Genomic DNA, 18022 nt, shown 5'->3' on the forward strand with positions numbered 1-18022 from the left:
TGGGGATCCCCTGCTTAGGCTAACATCCCTTCTCCGTATTTGTATCGTAGTATGTAACAACCTTGGGGCCCTCTACTCACCTCTAGAAGTGGCCAGTGGCCTGGGAACTCCAGGGGGCATTCTCCTACGCCAGCCCCAGGCGGCGGCGGAAGTAGGGGATGGTCAGCTCCAAGCCGACGGACAAAGGGATCTGCGGCTCCCAGCCCAGCAGGGCACGGGCTTTGCTAATGTCGGGCCGGCGCTGCTTGGGATCGTCGGTTGGCAGGGGGCGGTGGACAATGGGAGAAGAGCTGCCAGTGAGGGCCAAGACCTGCTGGGCCAACTCTAGGATGGTGAACTCCTGCGGGTTGCCCAGGTTCAAGGGGCCGGGGTGGGCGCTGTTCATTAGGCGCACCAAGCCCTCGATGAGGTCAGCGATGTAGCAGAAGCTGCGGGTCTGGGATCCATCTCCATAGACGGTGAGGGGATCCCCGCGCAGGGCCTGGACGATGAAGTTGCTGACCACGCGGCCATCGTCTTCCCGCATGGCCGGGCCATAGGTGTTGAAGATGCGGGCCACGCGGACCTCCGTCTGGTATTGCCGCTGCCAATCAAAGGTCAGGGTTTCGGCCAGGCGCTTGGACTCGTCGTAGCAGGCCCGCGGGCCGATGGGATTGACATGGCCCCAGTAGTCCTCCGGCTGGGGGTGCACCTGGGGATCCCCGTACACCTCCGAGGTGGAAGCCAGGAGGAAGCGGGCCCCGGTTTTTTGAGCCAGCTCCAGCAGGTGGTAGGTGCCCCAGACACCGGTGCGGATGGTGCGGATGGGATCCGCCTGGTAGTGGGGCGGCGAGGCGGGGCAGGCCAGGTGGTAGATTTGCTCGATCCCAGCTTTTTCCAGCTCCGGCGGCAGCGGCTCGGCCACATCGTGCCACAGCAAGGTAAAGGCGGGGTTGTCGCGGTGGGCCTGCACGTTCTCCTCCCGCCCCGTGTAGCCGTTGTCGAGGCAGATAACTGCGTGGCCCTCCTGCAGAAGGCGGCTGACCAGATGGGAGCCAATAAACCCCAAACCACCCGTTACCAGAATCTTCACCAGCCCACTCCAATTAAGGTAATGCCCGCCTGTTGAAGGGTTTGCCGATCTAAGCAATTGCGGCCATCAATCAGCAAAGGCCGCCGCATCAGCTCGGCAAGGCGCCGGTAATCCAGCGACAAGAACTCCGGCCACTCCGTCACCAGCACCAGGGCATCGCAATCCTGGGCCAGCCGGAACACATCCGTTTCCACCACCACATGGGCCAGGCCCTCCCGCATCCCCGAAGCCGAGACAATGGGATCATAGGCCTTCACCTTGGCCCCGAGGCGGTGGAGCTGCTCGATGAGGGTTAGAGACGGCGCATCCCGCAGGTCATCGGTGTGGGGCTTAAAGGTGAGGCCCAAAAGGCCAATGGTTTTGCCCTTAAGCACCTTGAGGGCCTGCTGCAGCTTTTCCACCAGGCGCTGCCGCTGCTCGCGGTTGACCTCGACAGTAGCCCGCAACAGCTTGGCCTCATAGCCGTAGTCAGCCGCAGTCTGGATCAAGGCGGCCAGATCCTTGGAGAAACAGCTCCCCCCCCAGCCAATCCCGGCGTTGAGGAAGGCGCGGCCAATGCGCTTATCGAGGCCGATCCCTTCGGCCACTTGGGTAATGTCGGCGCCGGTGCGCTCGCAGATGTTGGCGATCTCGTTGATGAAGCTAATCTTGGTGGCCAAGAAGGCGTTGGCGGCATACTTGATCATCTCGGCGGAGGCCAGGTCGGTGACCAGCAAGGGCACGGGATCCCCGCCCAAGCCCTGTTGGCGGCTGAGGATGGGCTCGTAAAGCTGCCGCAGGATCTCGATGGCGCGGGGGCTGTTGGAGCCAATCACGATGCGGTCTGGGTAGAAGGTATCGTGGATGGCGCTGCCCTCTCGCAAAAACTCGGGGTTGCTGACCACGTCGAAGGGCGGCACACAGGGAGACTTGTCCAGGGTGGCCAGGGAGGAGGGGGTGGGATCCCCACCAGCCAGGGCCAGCTGTTTTTCCGCTTGGCTGCCCAGCCGCTGCTTAGCGGCCTCTGCCGCCCCATCCAAGATAAGCATGCGCACCCAGTCGCCGGAGCCAATGGGCACAGTGGACTTGTTGACGATGACGCGGTAGCGGTTGTCCAAGTGCTGGCCGATCTCCCGCGCCACGGCCTCTACGTAGCGCAAATCTGGCTCGCCGCTGGGCAGAGCTGGGGTGCCCACGGCAATGAAAATGACCTCGCTGGCTTTCACTGCCAGGCCCAGGTCGGTGGTAAAGTGCAGCCGACCGGCCTCAGCTCCAGCCTGCACCAGCTCTTCCAGGCCAGGTTCGTAGATGGGCAGGCGGCCCCGCTGCAGCCCTTCAATCTTGGCAGGGTTGTTGTCCACGCAGATGACGCTGTGACCAACTTTGGCTAGACAAGCACTGGTGACCAACCCCACATAGCCGGCCCCCACGACCGCCACGTCCATTGTCTGCTTCCCCCTCGTGTCGAGGCTTGCTTCTAAAATACCCTGCTGACCGGGATCCCCTATCCTCAAGCGGAGGAAAGACGGCCTTGAACTCAAGCCGATGGCAAAATAAAACAGAACCTACCCCTTCTGATGAGCGGTGAGTTTCCCCGATTCTGCTGCCATTGCCGCTCGCCGTCAGCACCAGGTACAGAGGGTGCTCTATGTTACCCTGGGGCTCAATCTTTTGGTGTTTTTGGTCAAGCTGGGGCTGGGCCTAGCGACGGGATCCCTCAGCTTGGTGGCCGATGCCCTGCACAGCTTTACCGACAGTGGGAGTAACATTCTTGCCTTGCTGGCGGCCCGCTTTTCCTCGCCAGAGCCGGATGAGGAGCACCCCTACGGCCACAGCAAGTTTGAGGCCATTGGAGCGCTGGGGATCGCCGCTTTTCTGGGGATGGCCAGCTTTGAGATCCTCAGCGCAGCAGTGGGACGGTTTTTTAAGCCCCAGCCGCCGCTGCAGGTCGATGGACTGACCCTAACCCTAATGGTGGGGGTACTGGGGATCAACCTCTTCGTGGCCTTCTATGAACGTTCCTGGGGCAAGGCTTTGTCCAGCTCGCTGCTCTTGGCCGATGCCCGCCATACCCTCAGCGATGTTTGGGTAACCCTGACGGTGCTGCTGGGACTGGCCGGGATCCACTACTGGGGGATCCCCTGGCTGGATCAGGTGCTGGCGGTGCCGGTGGGGCTGCTGGTGTTTTGGAGCGGCTGGGAAGTGCTGCGGGAAAACGTTCCCTTTTTAACCGACCGGGTAGCCATTCCGCCTAAGACATTGCGGGAGCTGGTTCTCAGCCTGCCCGGCGTCCTCGACTGCCACGATATCACCTCCCGCGGCATCCCAGGGCAGATGATCTTTATCGAAATGCATATGGTGGTGGAGCCGCTGGACGTGGAGTCGGCCCATCGCATCACCGAAGCGGTGGAGCAACTGCTGCAGGAGCGCTACGGGCCGGTGCGAGTCACCATCCACCTGGAACCCTACTCCCACATCGAGGGATCCCAACCCTAGCCACAACGCCTTATCCTGCTTGGATCCTGGGGGGATCCCTGGAAATTGCCCAAATGGAACTCATTTGCGTGTATGCTGCAGACTAGCTTCCCTTTGGGGGAGATCTAGGAATTTGGAAAGAAGGAAAGAAAAAGGAGGGCGCCTTGAGCCTGAGAGTTGCCGTGGTTGGGGGTGGCCCGGCGGGTGCTTCTGCGGCCGAGGTTCTGGCCCAAGCGGGAATCGAAACCTTCTTGTTTGAGCGCAAGCTGGACAACGCCAAACCCTGCGGGGGTGCCATTCCCCTGTGTATGGTTTCGGAGTTTGACCTGCCGGAGGAGATCATCGACCGCAAGGTGCGCAAGATGAAGATGATCTCGCCTTCCAACTACGAGGTGGACATTGCCCTCGAAAAGGAAGGCGAATACATTGGCATGTGCCGCCGCGAGGTCCTGGATGCCTTCTTGCGCAACCGCGCCCGCCAAAAAGGGGCAGAGCTCATTCACGGCAAGGTGATGCATCTGGAAGTCCCCCAGAATGGCCGGGATCCTTACGTCCTGCACTACGTTGACTTCTCCAGCGGCTTGCCCCAGGGGGCACCTCGCTCACTGGCGGTGGATGTAGTGATTGGGGCGGACGGGTTCCACTCGAAGGTGGCAGAAGCCATCGGCGCCGGGGACTACAACTACGCGCTGGCCTTTCAGGAGCGCATTCGCCTCCCGGAGGACAAAATGGCCTACTACGAGGAGCGGGCAGAAATGTACGTGGGAGACGATGTCTCGCCCGACTTCTATGCCTGGGTGTTTCCCAAGTGCGACCATGTGGCGGTAGGTACCGGCACCATGCAGACCAACCAGGCCAGCCTCCAGAAGCTGCAGGCCGGGATCCGCGCCCGCGCCGCCGAACGAATCCGAGGGGGCCGGGTGATCAAGGTGGAGGCCCATCCTATTCCAGAGCACCCCCGTCCCCGCCGGGTGGTGGGCCGAGCTGCCTTGGTAGGAGACGCGGCAGGATACGTAACCAAGGCAAGTGGTGAGGGGATCTATTTTGCTGCCAAGTCGGGCCGCATGTGCGCCGAGACCATTGTCGAGACCTCCAACGGTGGGAAGCGCCTTCCCACAGAAGAGGATCTCAAGCTCTACCTCCAGCGCTGGGATCGCCAGTACGGCCTGACCTACAAGGTCTTGGACCTTCTGCAGCGGGTGTTCTACCGCTCCAACGCCACCCGCGAGGCTTTTGTGGAGATGTGCGCCGACCGGGATGTGCAGCGGTTAACCTTTGCCAGCTACCTCTACAAGACAGTGGCGCCCATGAGCCCCTGGGTACAGTTGAAGATTACCGTTAAAACCCTGGGCAGTTTGCTGCGGGGCAACGCCCTGGCTCCCTGAGGGGGTCCTACTGCCACTGGAAGGTGACGGTAACGCGATCCCAGTTGGCGTCTGTCTTCAGCACGCTAGCAGTAGCTTTCTGGCCCGGAGGTACATCGCTGGGCTCAAAGGCGGCCACGCGCGTCTCGACGACTTCTCCGCCCCGATAGAAGGTAAAGCGGGCGCGGGCGTTGAGGACGGTGCGGCTGCTGCGGTTGATGGCCTCCACGCTCAGGCGACTGCCAGCCCCTACCCGTTCCTCCCGGATTGATCCCACAATCACCAATTCCCCTGGGTTGGGTCCAGCGGTAGCCGGAGTTGGGCTGGCAGGGGCAGAGGGTTGGGGTGGGGCGCTTTGGCTGGCCGTCGGCTGCTTCAAGAGCTCCAAAACGCGGGCCAGCTCCTGCTGAAAGAAGACAAAGGCTTCCCGGGATTGGTTGGCCACCTGGGCCAGGATCAGCCGATCCGACTCTTCCAGAGGGATCTCCAGGAGGGGAGCGACCCCTTTTAGGGTAACCCGAATGCTGGCCACTTCTTGGTTGATGAACTTGTCCAGATAGGGAAAGAGGTTAAGGATGCAATCTTGAAAGGAGCCCAGGGGCAAGGTGCTCTTGTTGGTTAACACCAATTCAGCCCGCTCACAGCTAGTCCGATCCGCCAGGTCAATTTCCAGGGGCACCCGAAAGGACCCCGAACTGGTGTTGGTGATGGTCACCTGAGTGCCGGACACCACCTCCCGCCAGCCATGGACAACCTCCAGGCTAGGGCGAGTTACCTCTTCTGTGAAGTACTCTCCCCCCCAAGCAGGGGATCCCGCCAACGGTAGGGCAAACAGCAACACCGCCATGGGGCCAGTCCGTCGCCAATTCACCTCCACTTCCCCTCCTTTGCAGGTTTGGGGCACTTCCTGCCCCTGGCAACAGCTTAGCCTTGGAGCTAACGTCAACCAAGAGGGAGGCTGTCTGGGGTAAAATCGAGAAGTTCAAAACACAACAAAACTCTCAGGCTGCCGACCAGGGCGCCCGTGTTCTTGGCTTTCTAACTAGGCAGTATGGCCAGATCCCTAGCTTCGTGGCTCAATCGGCTTGCCTTCCTGCGAGGTCTAGTCTTTATCCTAGCAGTGGTAGTTGCTCTTACCTACTTAGGCTTGAGCCGAGAAGTTCGCCTCGGCCTTGACCTCAAAGGCGGGACGCAACTCACGCTGCAGGCTTTGCCAACCCAAGAGGTACCCGAGATTACTCCCGAGGTGATGCAGGGGGTGGAGGCCGTTGTCCAGCAGCGGATCAACGGCCTAGGGGTAACTGAGCCCTTGATTCAAATCAGTGGCCGGGATCGTCTATTCGTGCAACTGCCGGGGGTAGCGGATCCGGATCGGGCTGTTGCTCTTTTGGGGGATACGGCCCAGTTGGAATTCCGCAAGGGCTTGGTGCCGGTTAGCGCCCTGCCCCGCAACGAACAGGGGGAGGTAACTGCAGGAGAGAATCCTGAGGCCTTGTTTGAACGGGTTGGTCTCACTGGCGATCTCCTGCGCAACGCCTATCCCCAAGCCCCTCGTCGCGGCTCCCAGAGCTGGGAAGTACTGCTAGAGTTTAAGCCGGAAGGGGCAGAAAAATTTGCCCAGCTCACTCGAGAGTTGGCGGGCACAGGGCGCCCGCTTGGCATTTTTCTCGACGACGTGCTGATTAGCGCCCCCATCGTGGGGCCAGAGTTTGCCCGCACTGGCATTACTGGCGGAACGGCAGTGATCACTGGCAACTTCACGGTGGAAACTGCTACTGACTTGGCAATCAAGCTCAAGGCGGGGGCGCTGCCGGTTCCCATTCGCGTCATTGAAAACCGCACGGTGGGGGCCACGCTGGGGGAAGAGAGCGTGCGCCGCAGCCTCTATGCCGGCATTGGCGGCCTGGTGCTGGTGCTGGTGTTTATGGTGGCCTACTATCGCCTGCCGGGGCTTGTTGCCGATCTTGCTCTTCTCATCTACGCCCTCTGTACGTTTGCTCTGTTCCAACTGCTGGGGGTGACCATGACCCTACCGGGGATCGCCGGCTTTATCCTCAGCATCGGCATGGCGGTGGATGCCAACGTGCTGATCTTCGAGCGCATCAAGGAGGAGCTGCGGGCGGGCAAATCCCTCTACAAGTCCATCTCGGAAGGGTTTAATCGTGCCTTCAGCAGCATCCTCGACAGCAACGTCACCACCCTTTTGGTCTGTGGTGTACTTTTCTGGCTGGGGATGGGGCTGGTGAAAGGCTTTGCCGTCACCTTGGCCATTGGCATTTTGGTGAGCTTTTTCACGGCCATTACCTGTACCCGCACCCTGCTTTTGGCGGCAATGGCGATCCCCAGCCTGCGCAAGCCAGAGCTCTACGGCGTTCGCATGGAGGCAGCTCAATCATGACGGCGCAAGAGTTATCCCCCCCCGATCCGGCGGGGGGCTCCCGGCGGTTGCTCGACTACCGCTTCGACATTGTCGGGCGCAGCAAGCTCTGGTTTACCCTTTCCTTGGCGGTGTTGCTGGTGGGGCTGGTCAGCATGGCCTTTTCTCTGGCCTCTCTAGGGACACCGCTGCGGCTGGGGCTGGACTTTGCCGGCGGCACCTTGTTGGATCTGCGTTTTGAGCGGCCTGTCACCACTGACGAGCTGCGGCGGGCGCTGCAGGAACACAACCTGGGCAGCAGCATCATCCAACTGGACACCCAGACCGGCCAGGAAGCCCTAATCCGCATGCCCCCTTTGACCGAGCAGGAGCGCCTAGCGGTAGAGGAGACGCTGCGGCAGCAGGTAGGCCCTTTTGAGCGCAACCTAGTGGAGACGGTGGGCCCGACGGTGGGGCGTTTACTCTTGCGTTCCGGCCTCGTGGCCGTGCTCATCTCCTTTGGGCTCATTGTGGTGTATCTGGCCCTGCGCTTCCAGTGGGATTACGCGGTGTTTGCCATTGTGGCCTTGCTGCACGATGTGGTGCTGACAACAGGTCTGTTTGCCCTTTTGGGCCTAACGGTGGGCATGGAGGTGGATAGCCTGTTTGTGGTGGCGCTGTTAACCATCATTGGTTTTTCCGTCAACGACACGGTGGTTATCTACGACCGCATCCGGGAAAATCTGCGTCTGGTCAGCCGCAAGGTCAGCTTTGCCGAGGTGGTGAACCTGTCGTTGAACCAGACTTTTGCCCGCTCTTTGAACACCACCCTGACCACGATGCTGCCCCTGCTGGCCATTGCCATTTTTGGGGGAGCCACCCTGAAGGGGTTTGCCATCGCTTTGCTCATCGGCTTCAGCTTGGGGGTTTATTCCAGCATCTTCATCGCCAGCCCCCTGCTGGTGTGGTGGCGGCAGCGGCGCTATGGCGGAAAAGGGGATCCCGATTCACTCCCTTCCGGCGCACAGGGGTAGGACGGCGGCAACTGCCTACCAGTGCAGCCGCTGTCCATGGGCAACCAGGTAGCGCTGCAAGTCGGCCATTTTGCCCTGCGGCACGATCTGAGCCGGGATCAAGCCGGGATCCTGGCTGTGCAACCAGGCTACGATGAGCCCCGCTGCCGAGCCGATGGTCCACTCGCCGTAATGGGTGCGGGTGGCGGCGTTGACGATGTGGCTGACGGCGATCCCTTTGCCGCCGATGAGCAGGTTATCCACTTTCTGGGGGATGAGGGCCTCGAGGGGGATGAGGATGGGGCGGACGGAAAACTCGTTGACAGGCGCCGAGCTGGCTGACAGGGAAGGCTCCCAGTTGCGGTAGCGGCAGCCGTGGATATCGATGGCGTAATGAGTCACCCCCACTGCCGTGGGGCTGAAATCCCGCCCCCCCAAGGCACCAACGCGAATATCCTGCTCCAGCATCTGGAATTCCGCCTGGCCGTAGGCAGCTCGCCCTAGGATGCGCCGCCCCTCCCGGATGTAGGGGTAGAGGCTGAGGCCGGAGCGGGTGCCCAGCAAAGAGTCCTCGGCAAACACCAACGAGAGGGGATAGCCGGCGCGGGACTGAGTTTCCATCAGCCACTCGGCAAAGAGCAGGGCGTGGTTTTCTCCATCTTTGAGGGCGGAGACGTCCAGCCCCCCCAGCCAGTTGTGGCGCTGCCCTGAGGCCACCAGCTGTTCTTCTGTCAAGATTAGGGGGGGGTTCATGATCCCCCAATCGTTGCCGCGGTTCCAGTTCACCAGGGTTAGATCTCCGGGAACCGGGGTGCCGTAAAAGGGATCCGTGCGACCTTTGCTGACAATGCGGCGGTAGTTGAAAAAGCTCTGGCCGCTGAAGGTGGGAAACCCCTCCAGGTCAAACTGGCGGCGGTGTTCGGCGCGGGAGTAGCCCGGCTGCAGCTGGGCCAGCTCAGCGCGGGAGCGGCCCCCATCGTCGTGGATGGCCAGCACGAAGGGAAAGGTAAAGGCCTGGGTACATTCGGGGTTGCTGGCCGGCGGGGCATTGGGCTCCCCAGTAAGATCTCGCCCTTCTGAGCCCAGCCGGTAGGGGATGCCGGCCCAGCCCACTACCTCACCGGTGTCGGTGGCGTCGATAACAAACAGGTGGCGGCCCGGTGGCGCCTGCAGCCGTAGCACCCGTTTGGCAAACACTTCCGTTTCCTGCCAGCTATACCAGCTCACCAATTCCCGCCACAGCCGCCCTGGCGGCACAAAGTTGGGATCCCGCGGCTGCCGCCGCACAGCGTAGATGCTCTCAATGCGGGAGCCGTCAGCGCTGAAGGTGGCCCCCTTAAAAGCAGTCTGGGTGGCCCAGCGACTGTTGGGGGCGCTGCGGGCAGCCTGTTGCAGCCAGGTTTCCACCGCCTGCAGACCCGCCTGGGGCGGAAAACACAGCTCCCCTACCCAGCAACTGTTGATCTCGGATACGCGAGTTCCGGGGGGCACCCCTGTCCAGGCAGGCAGATGCACCGGCTGGCTTGCGATTAGGGCTTTGAACTCCAGCCAGTGGCGGGAAAAATTGCCCCGCTGCCGCATGAGGAGGGACTCGTCGAGGGCCGATACCCCCTGGGAGGTGATCTGCCCCCCTAGCCAGGGGGTGAGCTCGATGAGGCAGGTTTGCACACCCCCCCGCATGGCCTGACTGGCTGCCGCCACGCCCCCCAAGGATCCGCCTACTACCACCAGCTCGCACTCCCAGATCTCGTCCGGCGGCGGCAGGGGATCCAGCAGCGGCCAGCCGTGGGCGGTAAAGCGGGGCACCTCCGGCTCTGGGGCGGCAACGGGAGATCCCCCTTCCGGCTGGGAGAGGGCGGCAAACCCTGCCCCGGCCACAAAGCTCAGCAGCGACAGGAGCCCCAGCCCCAGGGCTCGTCTGCGGCTAAGTCTCGGCTGTGCTGCCAGGATCCCTCTGCTGGCTGTGCTCACCTAACCCCCACCCCCCACACTGCGCCAACAACTGCCTAGACAGCGATCCCAAGCCCAGGAGAAATCCTCTGTGAGAATACTCGACAAAGCTGCCCCTAGATCCAGAGCGGGCAAGCCACAAGGCATAATGGGCTAGCAACTTGTTGCCAACAGGGATCCACAACACCATGGGACGGGCAAAGAAAGTGGTTTTGGCCTACTCCGGCGGCGTTGACACCTCCGTCTGCATTCCTTACCTCAAACACGAGTGGGGGGTGGAATCGGTGGTAACCCTGGCGGTGGATCTGGGGCAAGGAGCAGAGCTGGAGGCCATCCAGGCCAAGGCCCTTAGGGCAGGGGCAGAGCAATCCCTGGTGCGGGAGGCTGTCCAGACCCTGATTACCGACTACGCCTTCCCGGCCCTCCAAGCCAACGCCCTCTACGAACAGCGCTACCCTCTCTCCACTGCCTTGGCTCGACCCCTAATTGCCAAGCTGCTGGTGGAGGTGGCAGAAGAAGTGGGTGCCGACGCCGTAGCCCACGGCTGCACTGGCAAAGGCAACGACCAAGTGCGCTTCGATCTAGCCATTGCTGCCCTAAACCCTAGGCTAAAGGTGCTGGCCCCAGCGCGTGAGTGGGGCATGACCCGCGAGGAGACCATTGCCTATGGCGAGCGCTACGGGATCCCCCTGCCAGTGCAGAAGTCCAGCCCCTACAGCATTGACTTCAACATCCTCGGCCGCAGCGTCGAAGCCGGGATCCTGGAAGACGCCGACCAAGAGCCGCCGGAGGAAGTCTACGCCCTCACCCGGCCCATTGCCCAGACACCCGATGAGCCTGCCTATGTGGAGATTGAGTTTGAGCAAGGGATCCCTGTGGGATTGGATGGGCAACGCCTCAGCCCCAGAGCTCTCTTTGAGCAGCTCAACGCCTTGGCCGGCAGCCACGGGGTGGGCCGCATCGATATGATTGAGGACCGGCTGGTTGGGATCAAGTCGCGGGAGATCTACGAGTGCCCCGCTCTAAGTGTGCTGATTCCAGCCCACCGCGAGCTGGAAAGCCTCACCCTTACCCGTGAGGTCCTCCAGTACAAGTACGGCATCGAGACCACCTATAGCCAGTTGGTCTACAACGGCCTTTGGTATTCGCCGCTGCGGGAGGCCCTCGACGCCTTCGTCCGCACCACCCAAAAGAGCGTTACCGGTGTGGTGCGGATGCGGCTGCACAAGGGCCAAGCAGTTTGCGTGGGCCGCCGTTCTCCCTACTCTCTTTACAACCCAGAGCTGGCTACCTACGGGGAAGGGGATCAATTCGACCACCGCGCCGCCGAAGGCTTCATCTACATTTGGGGCTTGCCCACCCGTGTCTGGGCCCAGGTTCAGGGTGCTACGGCCCGCTTCCGCGAAGGGAGATAGGATCCTGGCTTGGCGCCGCAGGCCTTGGGCTCTCCTCAACCCAGCCCTCTGGCTGCTCTTGCCTAGGGTCGACGGAAGTTGTTGACATCCAGGGCCGGCCATTCCACCCGTTCCACCTGGGGCCGAAAGCCCAGCCAAGGAGTGGCCAACTGGGCAAAGCGCTCCGGATCCCCGCTGACGTAGAAGCGGTGGGGTTCGTCTGGGGGGGCCGTTGGGGGGCGGCGCAGGCCCCAGAGGCTGAGTTCGCGGGCCAGGGAGCGCACCAGGGCCACCCCGGGATCCACACGCTTGACTGAAGGGGGCAGCAGAGACCTCAGCAGGGGATCGAGGAGGGGATAGTGGGTGCAGCCATAGACAAGGGTGTCGATCCCCTGCCGCAGGAGCGGCTGCAGGTAGCGTTTGGCGGCCTGCTGCAGCTCGGGGCTGTCTAACTGACCCGCTTCGATGAGGGGGACGAACGCCGGGCAGGCCTGCTCCCAGCACTGGACAGGCTGGGGAAAGCGCCTTGGATCCAGGGCGCTGTACTCCTGGATGGCTTTGGAGTAGGCGCGGCTTTTAACTGTAGCCGCCGTGGCAATGACCCCAATACGGGATCCCTGGGCCAAGGCCGCCTGGGCACCGGGCAGGATGAGGCCAAGGATGGGCAGGGCAAACTCCTGCTGCACTTGCTCCAAAGCCAGCGCCGAGCTGGTGTTGCAGGCCATCACCACCACTTTCACGGGCTGTGCCTGCAGCCAGTGCAGGATCTGGCGCACAAAGGTCAAGATCTCCTCGGGGGAGCGATCCCCATAGGGCAGCCGCGCTGTATCCGCAAAGTAAACAAGGCGCTCCTGGGGCAACTGCCGGCGCAGGGCCCGCCAGACGGTGAGCCCCCCCAGGCCGCTGTCAAACACCCCAATTGGCCAACTGGGATCTGGCTCTGCTCCCCACCCCCAACGCATGCTCCTTCCTCCCTCAGCACCTTGGCCTAAGCTGCTGTATCCTACCCTGCCTTAGGACAGGCGGCATCCTCTAGCGGTTGCGCAAGAAGGTCTCGAGGCCCTCGGCAATGGCCCGCGCCAAGATGGCCTGATACTCGGGAGTGGCCAACCTACGCCCTTCGGTTGGGTTGGTTACATACCCCAGCTCCAGCAGCACTGAGGGCATGCCCACGGGCGTTTCTCGCACCACAAAAAAGCGGGCCCGCCTCACTCCCCGGTCGGCGGCACCGGTGGCCCTCACCAGGCTGCGGTGCAGGATCCGGGCCAGCTCAGCGCTGTCGGGCCGCAGGTAGTAGGTCTCGATGCCGTGAACACTGGAGCGCTCCAGAGCATTGGCATGGATACTCACCAGGAGAGTGGCATTGGCCTGCACGGCCCTATCCACCCGCGGCTGCAGCAACACCTCGCGGTCGTCGGTGCGGGTCATCACCACCGTATACCCCCGCTCCTGCAACAATTGTCGAACCTGGTGGGAAACGGAGAGCACGATGTCTTTTTCCTGGATCCCATCTACCCCGATGGCGCCGGGATCCCGTCCGCCGTGTCCCGGATCGATGGCAATGACCGTCCGGCCCAGGGGGGGAGGAGGGGAAGCTTGGGCAGGCGCTGGCGGCTGAGGGCTGGGCAGCGGAGCCTTCAGAGGCCGCAGCTCCAGGGTGATGCGTCGGGATCCCTGGCCAGGGTTGGGCTCAAAGACATTGAACTCCTCGGCAGGCTGTACCAGAATGCTGACCGTGCGAGCGTCCTCTTGGACAAAGCGGATCCGCTGCACCGGTCCCCCAATGGGCAAGCCGGGATCCGGCAAGGACGGAGGCAGGCGTGCTGGGGCCACGTTGATGCGGTAGCCGCCGCTTTCAGGATCCCAGCCGGCCCGGTAGAACATGAACCCATCGGCGCTAATGATGAGCTGATTCCCCCGCAGCTCCACCGAGCGTAAGGTAGCCAGCGGTTCTTGGGCCTCGGTTGGGCTGACATCAGGCAGAAGGCTGGCCTGGGCAGCACCCCCGGCGGGCTGGATCCAGATTCCTCCCTGCTGCGGGTCGTAGCGGGCCTCCCAATCGCCACTGGAAGGATCCACATCCAACACCACGCGGGCAATGGTGGGCTCAAATTGCCCCACCCGCAGCCGCAAAACCCCCAGGCGGTTGACGGTATAGAGCCGCTGGGTAAGGGCAGGGCTGAGGGTGGTGTTGAGAAAATCCACCACCACCCGATCCGGATCGAGGATGCGCCGCACCGTGGTCGGGGGACTGCCTTGGGTGCGGATAAAGAAGCCCTCCGCGTGGGGAGAGATGGCCAAGATCTGATGGCTGGCAGGGGATGGGGCAGGAGGAGAGGGCAGGCTGGCTTCGGGGCGAGCGGGCGACGCTGTTGACAGAGGCAGGGACGTGGGCTCCTGGGGAGCAGGCGGTGAGGGAGGGAGAAGCAGGGATTGCTCGGGCTGGAGGAACTGGACAGCCCAGCGGGAAGGGCCGGCGGTGAGCAGTTGCAGTTGGCCAAGACTAAGGGGTTGATCCGGCTGCAGGTGCAGCACAAAGCGAGTGATGGTTGGGGTGAGCTGTTTGATCTCCACCGAGGTAACCCGTCCTGGAAAGTTCTGGGTTTGGGGCTCTTGCCCAAAAAGGGTGTTGGGAAAATCCAGCACTACCCTAGGAGGGTTTTGCAGCACAAACAAAAAAGGCCGCACCTCTCCCTCAGTGTTAACCTCTAGCCACCCCCGCTGGGGGTCGTAGTGCCAACGGTCAATGCGAGACAGACCGGGAACAGGGGTCGGCTGCGCTTGAACAGGCAAGGGGGAAAACAAACCTGCTGCGGCTAAACCCAACAGCAGCGTCGCTCCCCACAGGGCGCTCTGCCTAGACGGTTTGGGATCCCGTCTTATCCCCCCCTTGTCCAAGCCAGGCATGATCCTCCACTCACTCCGCCTACCTGCTGCCCTCAACTATACCAACCTCCCCCTGGGACGACCTGAGAGGGAGCGCAATTTTTGTCCGTCAGCCCAGTGAAGAATAATGGTGCTGCCGCCGTGCTCTAGGAGGTAACTGGCAATGCCCGCCTCCCCTGATTCCCTCGCCCTGGCCCGCGCTGGGGACAGCCAAGCAATTGTGCGAGTTGTTCGGCTGGAGCTGCTGCGACGGGGCTGGCCTGCGCAAGTACATTTTGCTGACAACACCCTGCACATCCACCTGCTGGGATCCCTGCCCCAAGGCCTCTCGCCGCCAGTGGTTGCGGCTCAACTGTTTTTAATGGTGAAGCAACTGCGGATTCCACGCCTCGAGCAATTGGAAATCCGCGCTTTCCGTGGCTCCCAGTTGCTTTGGCAGCGCAGCCTGCGCCTAGGCTCCCAGCCGCGTTGGGATCGCTTTTCTTTTGATAGCTGGGCAGTCAACCTCTGGGCCTATCCGGCTGCAGTGGTGGTGGCCCTGCTGGTAAACAACATTGCTCTACTGCAGGTGCTACATCTCCCTTGGCACATTTGGATTCACGAGCTGGGCCATGCCACAATTGCCTGGTGGAGTGGGCATCGCGCTTTGCCCTTACCGTTTGGCTGGACCAGCATCAGTTCCGAGAAGGATCCCTTTGTGTACTTTGGGATCCTCTTTTTATTGGCTTTGCTCTTCAAGTCGGCTCGCGAGGAGCAGATCCAATGGCTGCAGCCATTGGCTATTGTTCTTGCTCTGCTGCAGTTTTATATGACCTGGCTCATGCCCAATCGCACCAAAGAAATGCTCATTACCTTTGGCGGTGTAGGCGGTGAGTTTTACATCAGGACCTTCTTAATAGCCTGCTTTTATCTTCGCTTGCCAGACCGCTGGCGGTGGGACTTTTGGCGATTCGTCGTTTTGGGAGTTGCAGCCAGCAGCCTCTGGAGAAGCTTTTGGCAATGGCACAGCATTCAAAAAGGGCTAGCTCCAATTCCGTGGGGAACTCTGCTGGGTGGCCAAGGAGATGCTGCTGGGGATATGAATCGCTTAGTTTATGAATTTGGCTGGAGCCAAAGCCAAATTGTTCAAACTTACAAAGGGCTGGGAAATGGGTGTGTTTTGTTTCTATTGGGCCTGTATGCCCTGTTTGGATTGCGCACAAATCCTGAGATGTGGTTCTCTCTCCAGGCAAGGCTGATGCTTTGGGTTGGAGCCCTTTCCGGATTGCGCCAGCGCCGCTAAGCAGGATCTTCCCCTCTCTGCAGACGGCAGAACCCCATTGACTTCTCCTGGTAGGATCCCCCCTGCGACTGCCGCTTGGCAATATCGCCCATGCTAAGGCTTATGCCGCGCTCTGCCAACACTTCAACGGGATCTGGTCGTCCCTCCCCGAGCAGCCACGGCATGTCCCACCGCGTGGTTGCAACCGAGACCCTCCTACCCTCTCTTTGCGAGGGTGTCTCTCCAAGTACAGGGCGGGGCTTATCCGCCCCCAGTAGCTTAGTTTGAGCCGGACAGGCAACCACGATCCCCCTTGCCTACCGGCTCTCTTCAACAGGCCTCTGCCTTCAGGTTGCCGCAAGGGAAGGGGTTAGCTATGGACACGTGGCTCAGGGTGAAGGGTGGAGAGGATCTCAGCTTCCACCTGCAGCAGGGTGTCCAGCCGCTCCTGCACTTGGTCAGCGGGGAACTGCTCCAGCGCCAGCTCGAGGTACAGCTGCCAGTGCCGCTCTTCAGCCGCTGCCAGCCACAGGTAAAACTGGCGCAGTTCGGGATCGAGGAGGTGAATTCCCAGCAGGCCCAAGCGTTCGTGGCTGCGAGCCTCGATGATGGCGGCCACCAACAGCGTATCCAGAAGATGCTCTGGCTCACGGCGGCGCAAGTGTTGGTTGAGGCGGCTAGCGTAGGGAGCAGCCGACAGGGGCCTAAAGGGGATCCCCAGCCGCTGCAAATGGCGGTGGACTCGCTCAAAATGCTGCAGCTCCTCCCGCGCCAGTGGCGAAAGGGCTTCCACCAGCCGCCCGTTGGCCGGGTAGCGAAAGAGGAGACTGAGGGCGTTACCCGCCGCTTTTTTCTCGCAGTTGGCGTGGTCCAACAAAATGAGGTCAAGGTGATGGGTGGCCTGCTCAATCCAGGCCTCAGAAGTGGGGGAAGCCAGTTGGAGGGTAACCACAGGCTCAAGAAAAGCAAAAAAGGTTTTGGCAAGAACGGTCCCCTTGGAACAGGGGAAGAGGGACAACAGGATCTTAGCGCTGCCCCTCTCCTCTGGAAGACCTAGACAACTCTAGACAAGGCTGGAGCTTGTCCAAGGGCTCAATGGCTCAGGGCCAGGGCTTTCCCCGCCACGGTTGCCGCCATCTCCTGCAGGAGCTCCTCCGTCTCCTCCCAGCCAATGCAGCCGTCAGTAATGGAGACACCGTACTGGAGCGGCACTCCCTTCTGCCAAGTTTGCTTGCCCGGCTTGAGGTTGCTCTCCAGCATCAGTCCCATCAAGGCCCGCTGCCCTTCTTGGTACTGCCGCAGCACTGCTCGACAGACGGCTCCCTGCTGGCGGTAGTCTTTGTGGGAGTTGTCGTGGGAGCAGTCCACCATCACTGAGCGCGGGATCCCTTGATCCTTCATCAGCAGGGCCGCCCGCGCCACATCCTCCGGCCCATAGTTGGTCTTGCCACCACCTCCCCGCAACACGATGTGGCGGTCAGGGTTGCCGGTGGTTTTTACCAAAGCCGTCCTGCCGTCTTGGCCAATGCCCAGGAAGCTGTGGGGGTGGCTAGCGGACAGGATGGCGTTGAGGGCAATCTCCAGCCGTCCGTCGGTGCCATTTTTGAAGCCCACGGGCATAGAGAGGCCACTGGCCATTTCCCGGTGGGTCTGGCTTTCAATGGTTCTAGCGCCGATGGCTGCCCAGCTCACCAGATCTGCGGTGTATTGAGGGGTTACCGGATCCAACATCTCCGTGGCGCAGGGCAAGCCCAGCTCGTTGATCTGCAGCAGGATGGAACGGGCCAGTTGCAAGCCGGTGGCGATATCACAGGAGCCATCCAGGTGGGGATCGTTAATCAGCCCCTTCCAGCCCACTGTGGTGCGCGGCTTCTCAAAATAGGTGCGCATCACAATCACTAAGTGCTCGCGGGTTCGGTCGGCTACCCGCTTGAGGCGATGGGCGTACTCCAGGGCCGCTTCGGGATCGTGGATGGAACAGGGGCCGACAATCACCACCAAGCGATGGAGATCCCGCCCGTGGATGATGTCGCGGATGGCTTGCCGCGTGGAGAGCACCACTTGGGCTGCCGTTTCCGTCAGCGGCAGCTTGGCCTTGACAGCAGCAGGGGCAATCAAGGGAGTCACCTCTTGGATGTTGCAGTTGTCGGTTTGGGGGGGCATAGAACTGTCCTTCATCGTGGGCAAGATTGTGTGCAAGGGATGGGAAGTGAGGGAATGGAGCATCGAGCCATCAAAAAAGCCCTGGCACTGGGCTCAGGGCTTCAGGACT

General features: G+C 61.7%; 15 protein-coding genes. 6 read left to right on the forward strand and 9 right to left on the reverse strand.

Going from position 1 to position 18022, the window contains the following annotated elements; all coding sequences use genetic code 11:
• Positions 1 to 124 precede the first annotated feature (124 nt).
• The gene (locus NW830_RS02665; RefSeq protein ID WP_414359224.1) at positions 125 to 1072 is read right to left on the reverse strand and encodes a UDP-glucuronic acid decarboxylase family protein; all 948 of its coding nucleotides are present in this window, start codon (positions 1070 to 1072) and stop codon (positions 125 to 127) included.
• Positions 1069 to 2496, reverse strand: coding sequence for a UDP-glucose dehydrogenase family protein (locus NW830_RS02670; RefSeq protein WP_414359222.1), 1428 nt, complete (start codon positions 2494 to 2496; stop codon positions 1069 to 1071). Before NW830_RS02670 ends, NW830_RS02665 begins: the two co-directional genes overlap by 4 nt.
• Before the next feature lie 139 nt (positions 2497 to 2635).
• On the opposite strand from NW830_RS02670, the gene NW830_RS02675 reads away from it, so the two are divergent.
• Together NW830_RS02675 and chlP are read left to right on the forward strand one after the other, a co-directional pair.
• Complete coding sequence (locus NW830_RS02675) at positions 2636 to 3547, forward strand: cation diffusion facilitator family transporter (RefSeq protein ID WP_414359220.1); 912 nt, start codon at positions 2636 to 2638, stop codon at positions 3545 to 3547.
• Positions 3548 to 3690: 143 nt separating this feature from the next.
• Positions 3691 to 4911: a geranylgeranyl reductase gene (gene chlP / locus NW830_RS02680; protein WP_414359218.1), complete on the forward strand. Its 1221-nt coding sequence runs from the start codon at positions 3691 to 3693 to the stop codon at positions 4909 to 4911.
• 7 nt (positions 4912 to 4918) lie between these two features.
• Here chlP and NW830_RS02685 read toward each other — a convergent pair whose 3' ends face one another.
• Entirely contained in the window at positions 4919 to 5761 is an 843-nt protein-coding gene (locus NW830_RS02685; protein ID WP_414359216.1) for a hypothetical protein, read from the reverse strand.
• Positions 5762 to 5941: 180 nt separating this feature from the next.
• Here NW830_RS02685 and secD point away from each other — a divergent pair, with 180 nt between their 5' ends.
• Positions 5942 to 7288: a protein translocase subunit SecD gene (gene secD, locus NW830_RS02690; RefSeq protein WP_414359215.1), complete on the forward strand. Its 1347-nt coding sequence runs from the start codon at positions 5942 to 5944 to the stop codon at positions 7286 to 7288.
• Positions 7285 to 8280 (forward strand): protein translocase subunit SecF, encoded by a 996-nt coding sequence (secF, locus tag NW830_RS02695; RefSeq protein ID WP_414359214.1) that lies wholly within the window; start codon positions 7285 to 7287, stop codon positions 8278 to 8280. The genes secD and secF overlap by 4 nt, the downstream gene beginning before the upstream one ends.
• Positions 8281 to 8295: 15 nt before the next feature.
• Here the strand turns inward: secF and NW830_RS02700 are convergent, their stop codons facing one another.
• Entirely contained in the window at positions 8296 to 10230 is a 1935-nt protein-coding gene (locus tag NW830_RS02700) for an FAD-dependent oxidoreductase (protein WP_414359213.1), read from the reverse strand.
• 167 nt (positions 10231 to 10397) lie between these two features.
• Between NW830_RS02700 and NW830_RS02705 the strand changes: the two genes are divergently transcribed.
• Positions 10398 to 11624 carry an argininosuccinate synthase gene (locus tag NW830_RS02705; RefSeq protein WP_414359211.1) on the forward strand — a complete coding sequence of 409 codons (1227 nt, stop codon included), beginning with the start codon at positions 10398 to 10400 and terminating at the stop codon, positions 11622 to 11624.
• 62 nt (positions 11625 to 11686) lie between these two features.
• Here the strand turns inward: NW830_RS02705 and murI are convergent, their stop codons facing one another.
• The gene (murI, locus tag NW830_RS02710; RefSeq protein WP_414359209.1) at positions 11687 to 12565 is read right to left on the reverse strand and encodes a glutamate racemase; all 879 of its coding nucleotides are present in this window, start codon (positions 12563 to 12565) and stop codon (positions 11687 to 11689) included.
• 70 nt (positions 12566 to 12635) lie between these two features.
• Positions 12636 to 14408 carry an N-acetylmuramoyl-L-alanine amidase gene (locus NW830_RS02715; protein ID WP_414359207.1) on the reverse strand — a complete coding sequence of 591 codons (1773 nt, stop codon included), beginning with the start codon at positions 14406 to 14408 and terminating at the stop codon, positions 12636 to 12638.
• Between the two features lie 244 nt (positions 14409 to 14652).
• On the opposite strand from NW830_RS02715, the gene NW830_RS02720 reads away from it, so the two are divergent.
• Entirely contained in the window at positions 14653 to 15771 is a 1119-nt protein-coding gene (locus NW830_RS02720; protein ID WP_414359206.1) for a hypothetical protein, read from the forward strand.
• Here NW830_RS02720 and NW830_RS02725 read toward each other — a convergent pair.
• From NW830_RS02725 to NW830_RS02735, 3 genes are all read right to left on the reverse strand, one after another.
• Positions 15768 to 15935, reverse strand: coding sequence for a hypothetical protein (locus NW830_RS02725; RefSeq protein ID WP_414359204.1), 168 nt, complete (start codon positions 15933 to 15935; stop codon positions 15768 to 15770). The genes NW830_RS02720 and NW830_RS02725 overlap by 4 nt on opposite strands.
• Positions 15936 to 16120: 185 nt before the next feature.
• Positions 16121 to 16702: a tRNA-(ms[2]io[6]A)-hydroxylase gene (locus tag NW830_RS02730; protein WP_414359203.1), complete on the reverse strand. Its 582-nt coding sequence runs from the start codon at positions 16700 to 16702 to the stop codon at positions 16121 to 16123.
• 140 nt (positions 16703 to 16842) lie between these two features.
• Entirely contained in the window at positions 16843 to 17913 is a 1071-nt protein-coding gene (locus NW830_RS02735) for a 3-deoxy-7-phosphoheptulonate synthase (protein WP_414359202.1), read from the reverse strand.
• Between the last annotated feature and the right edge of the window lie 109 nt (positions 17914 to 18022).

Origin of the sequence: Synechococcus sp. OH30 (assembly GCF_047462175.1) — a bacterium.
In the GTDB taxonomy this organism is placed as follows: domain Bacteria; phylum Cyanobacteriota; class Cyanobacteriia; order Thermostichales; family Thermostichaceae; genus Thermostichus.

Coding starts and splice junctions, on each gene's coding strand:
- NW830_RS02670 (WP_414359222.1), bottom strand. CDS start 2,496: ATGGACGTGGCGGTCGTGGGGGCCGGCTATGTGGGGTTGGTCACCAGT.
- secD (WP_414359215.1), top strand. CDS start 5,942: ATGGCCAGATCCCTAGCTTCGTGGCTCAATCGGCTTGCCTTCCTGCGA.
- secF (WP_414359214.1), top strand. CDS start 7,285: ATGACGGCGCAAGAGTTATCCCCCCCCGATCCGGCGGGGGGCTCCCGG.
- NW830_RS02705 (WP_414359211.1), top strand. CDS start 10,398: ATGGGACGGGCAAAGAAAGTGGTTTTGGCCTACTCCGGCGGCGTTGAC.
- murI (WP_414359209.1), bottom strand. CDS start 12,565: ATGCGTTGGGGGTGGGGAGCAGAGCCAGATCCCAGTTGGCCAATTGGG.
- NW830_RS02720 (WP_414359206.1), top strand. CDS start 14,653: ATGCCCGCCTCCCCTGATTCCCTCGCCCTGGCCCGCGCTGGGGACAGC.
- NW830_RS02725 (WP_414359204.1), bottom strand. CDS start 15,935: ATGCCGTGGCTGCTCGGGGAGGGACGACCAGATCCCGTTGAAGTGTTG.
- NW830_RS02735 (WP_414359202.1), bottom strand. CDS start 17,913: ATGCCCCCCCAAACCGACAACTGCAACATCCAAGAGGTGACTCCCTTG.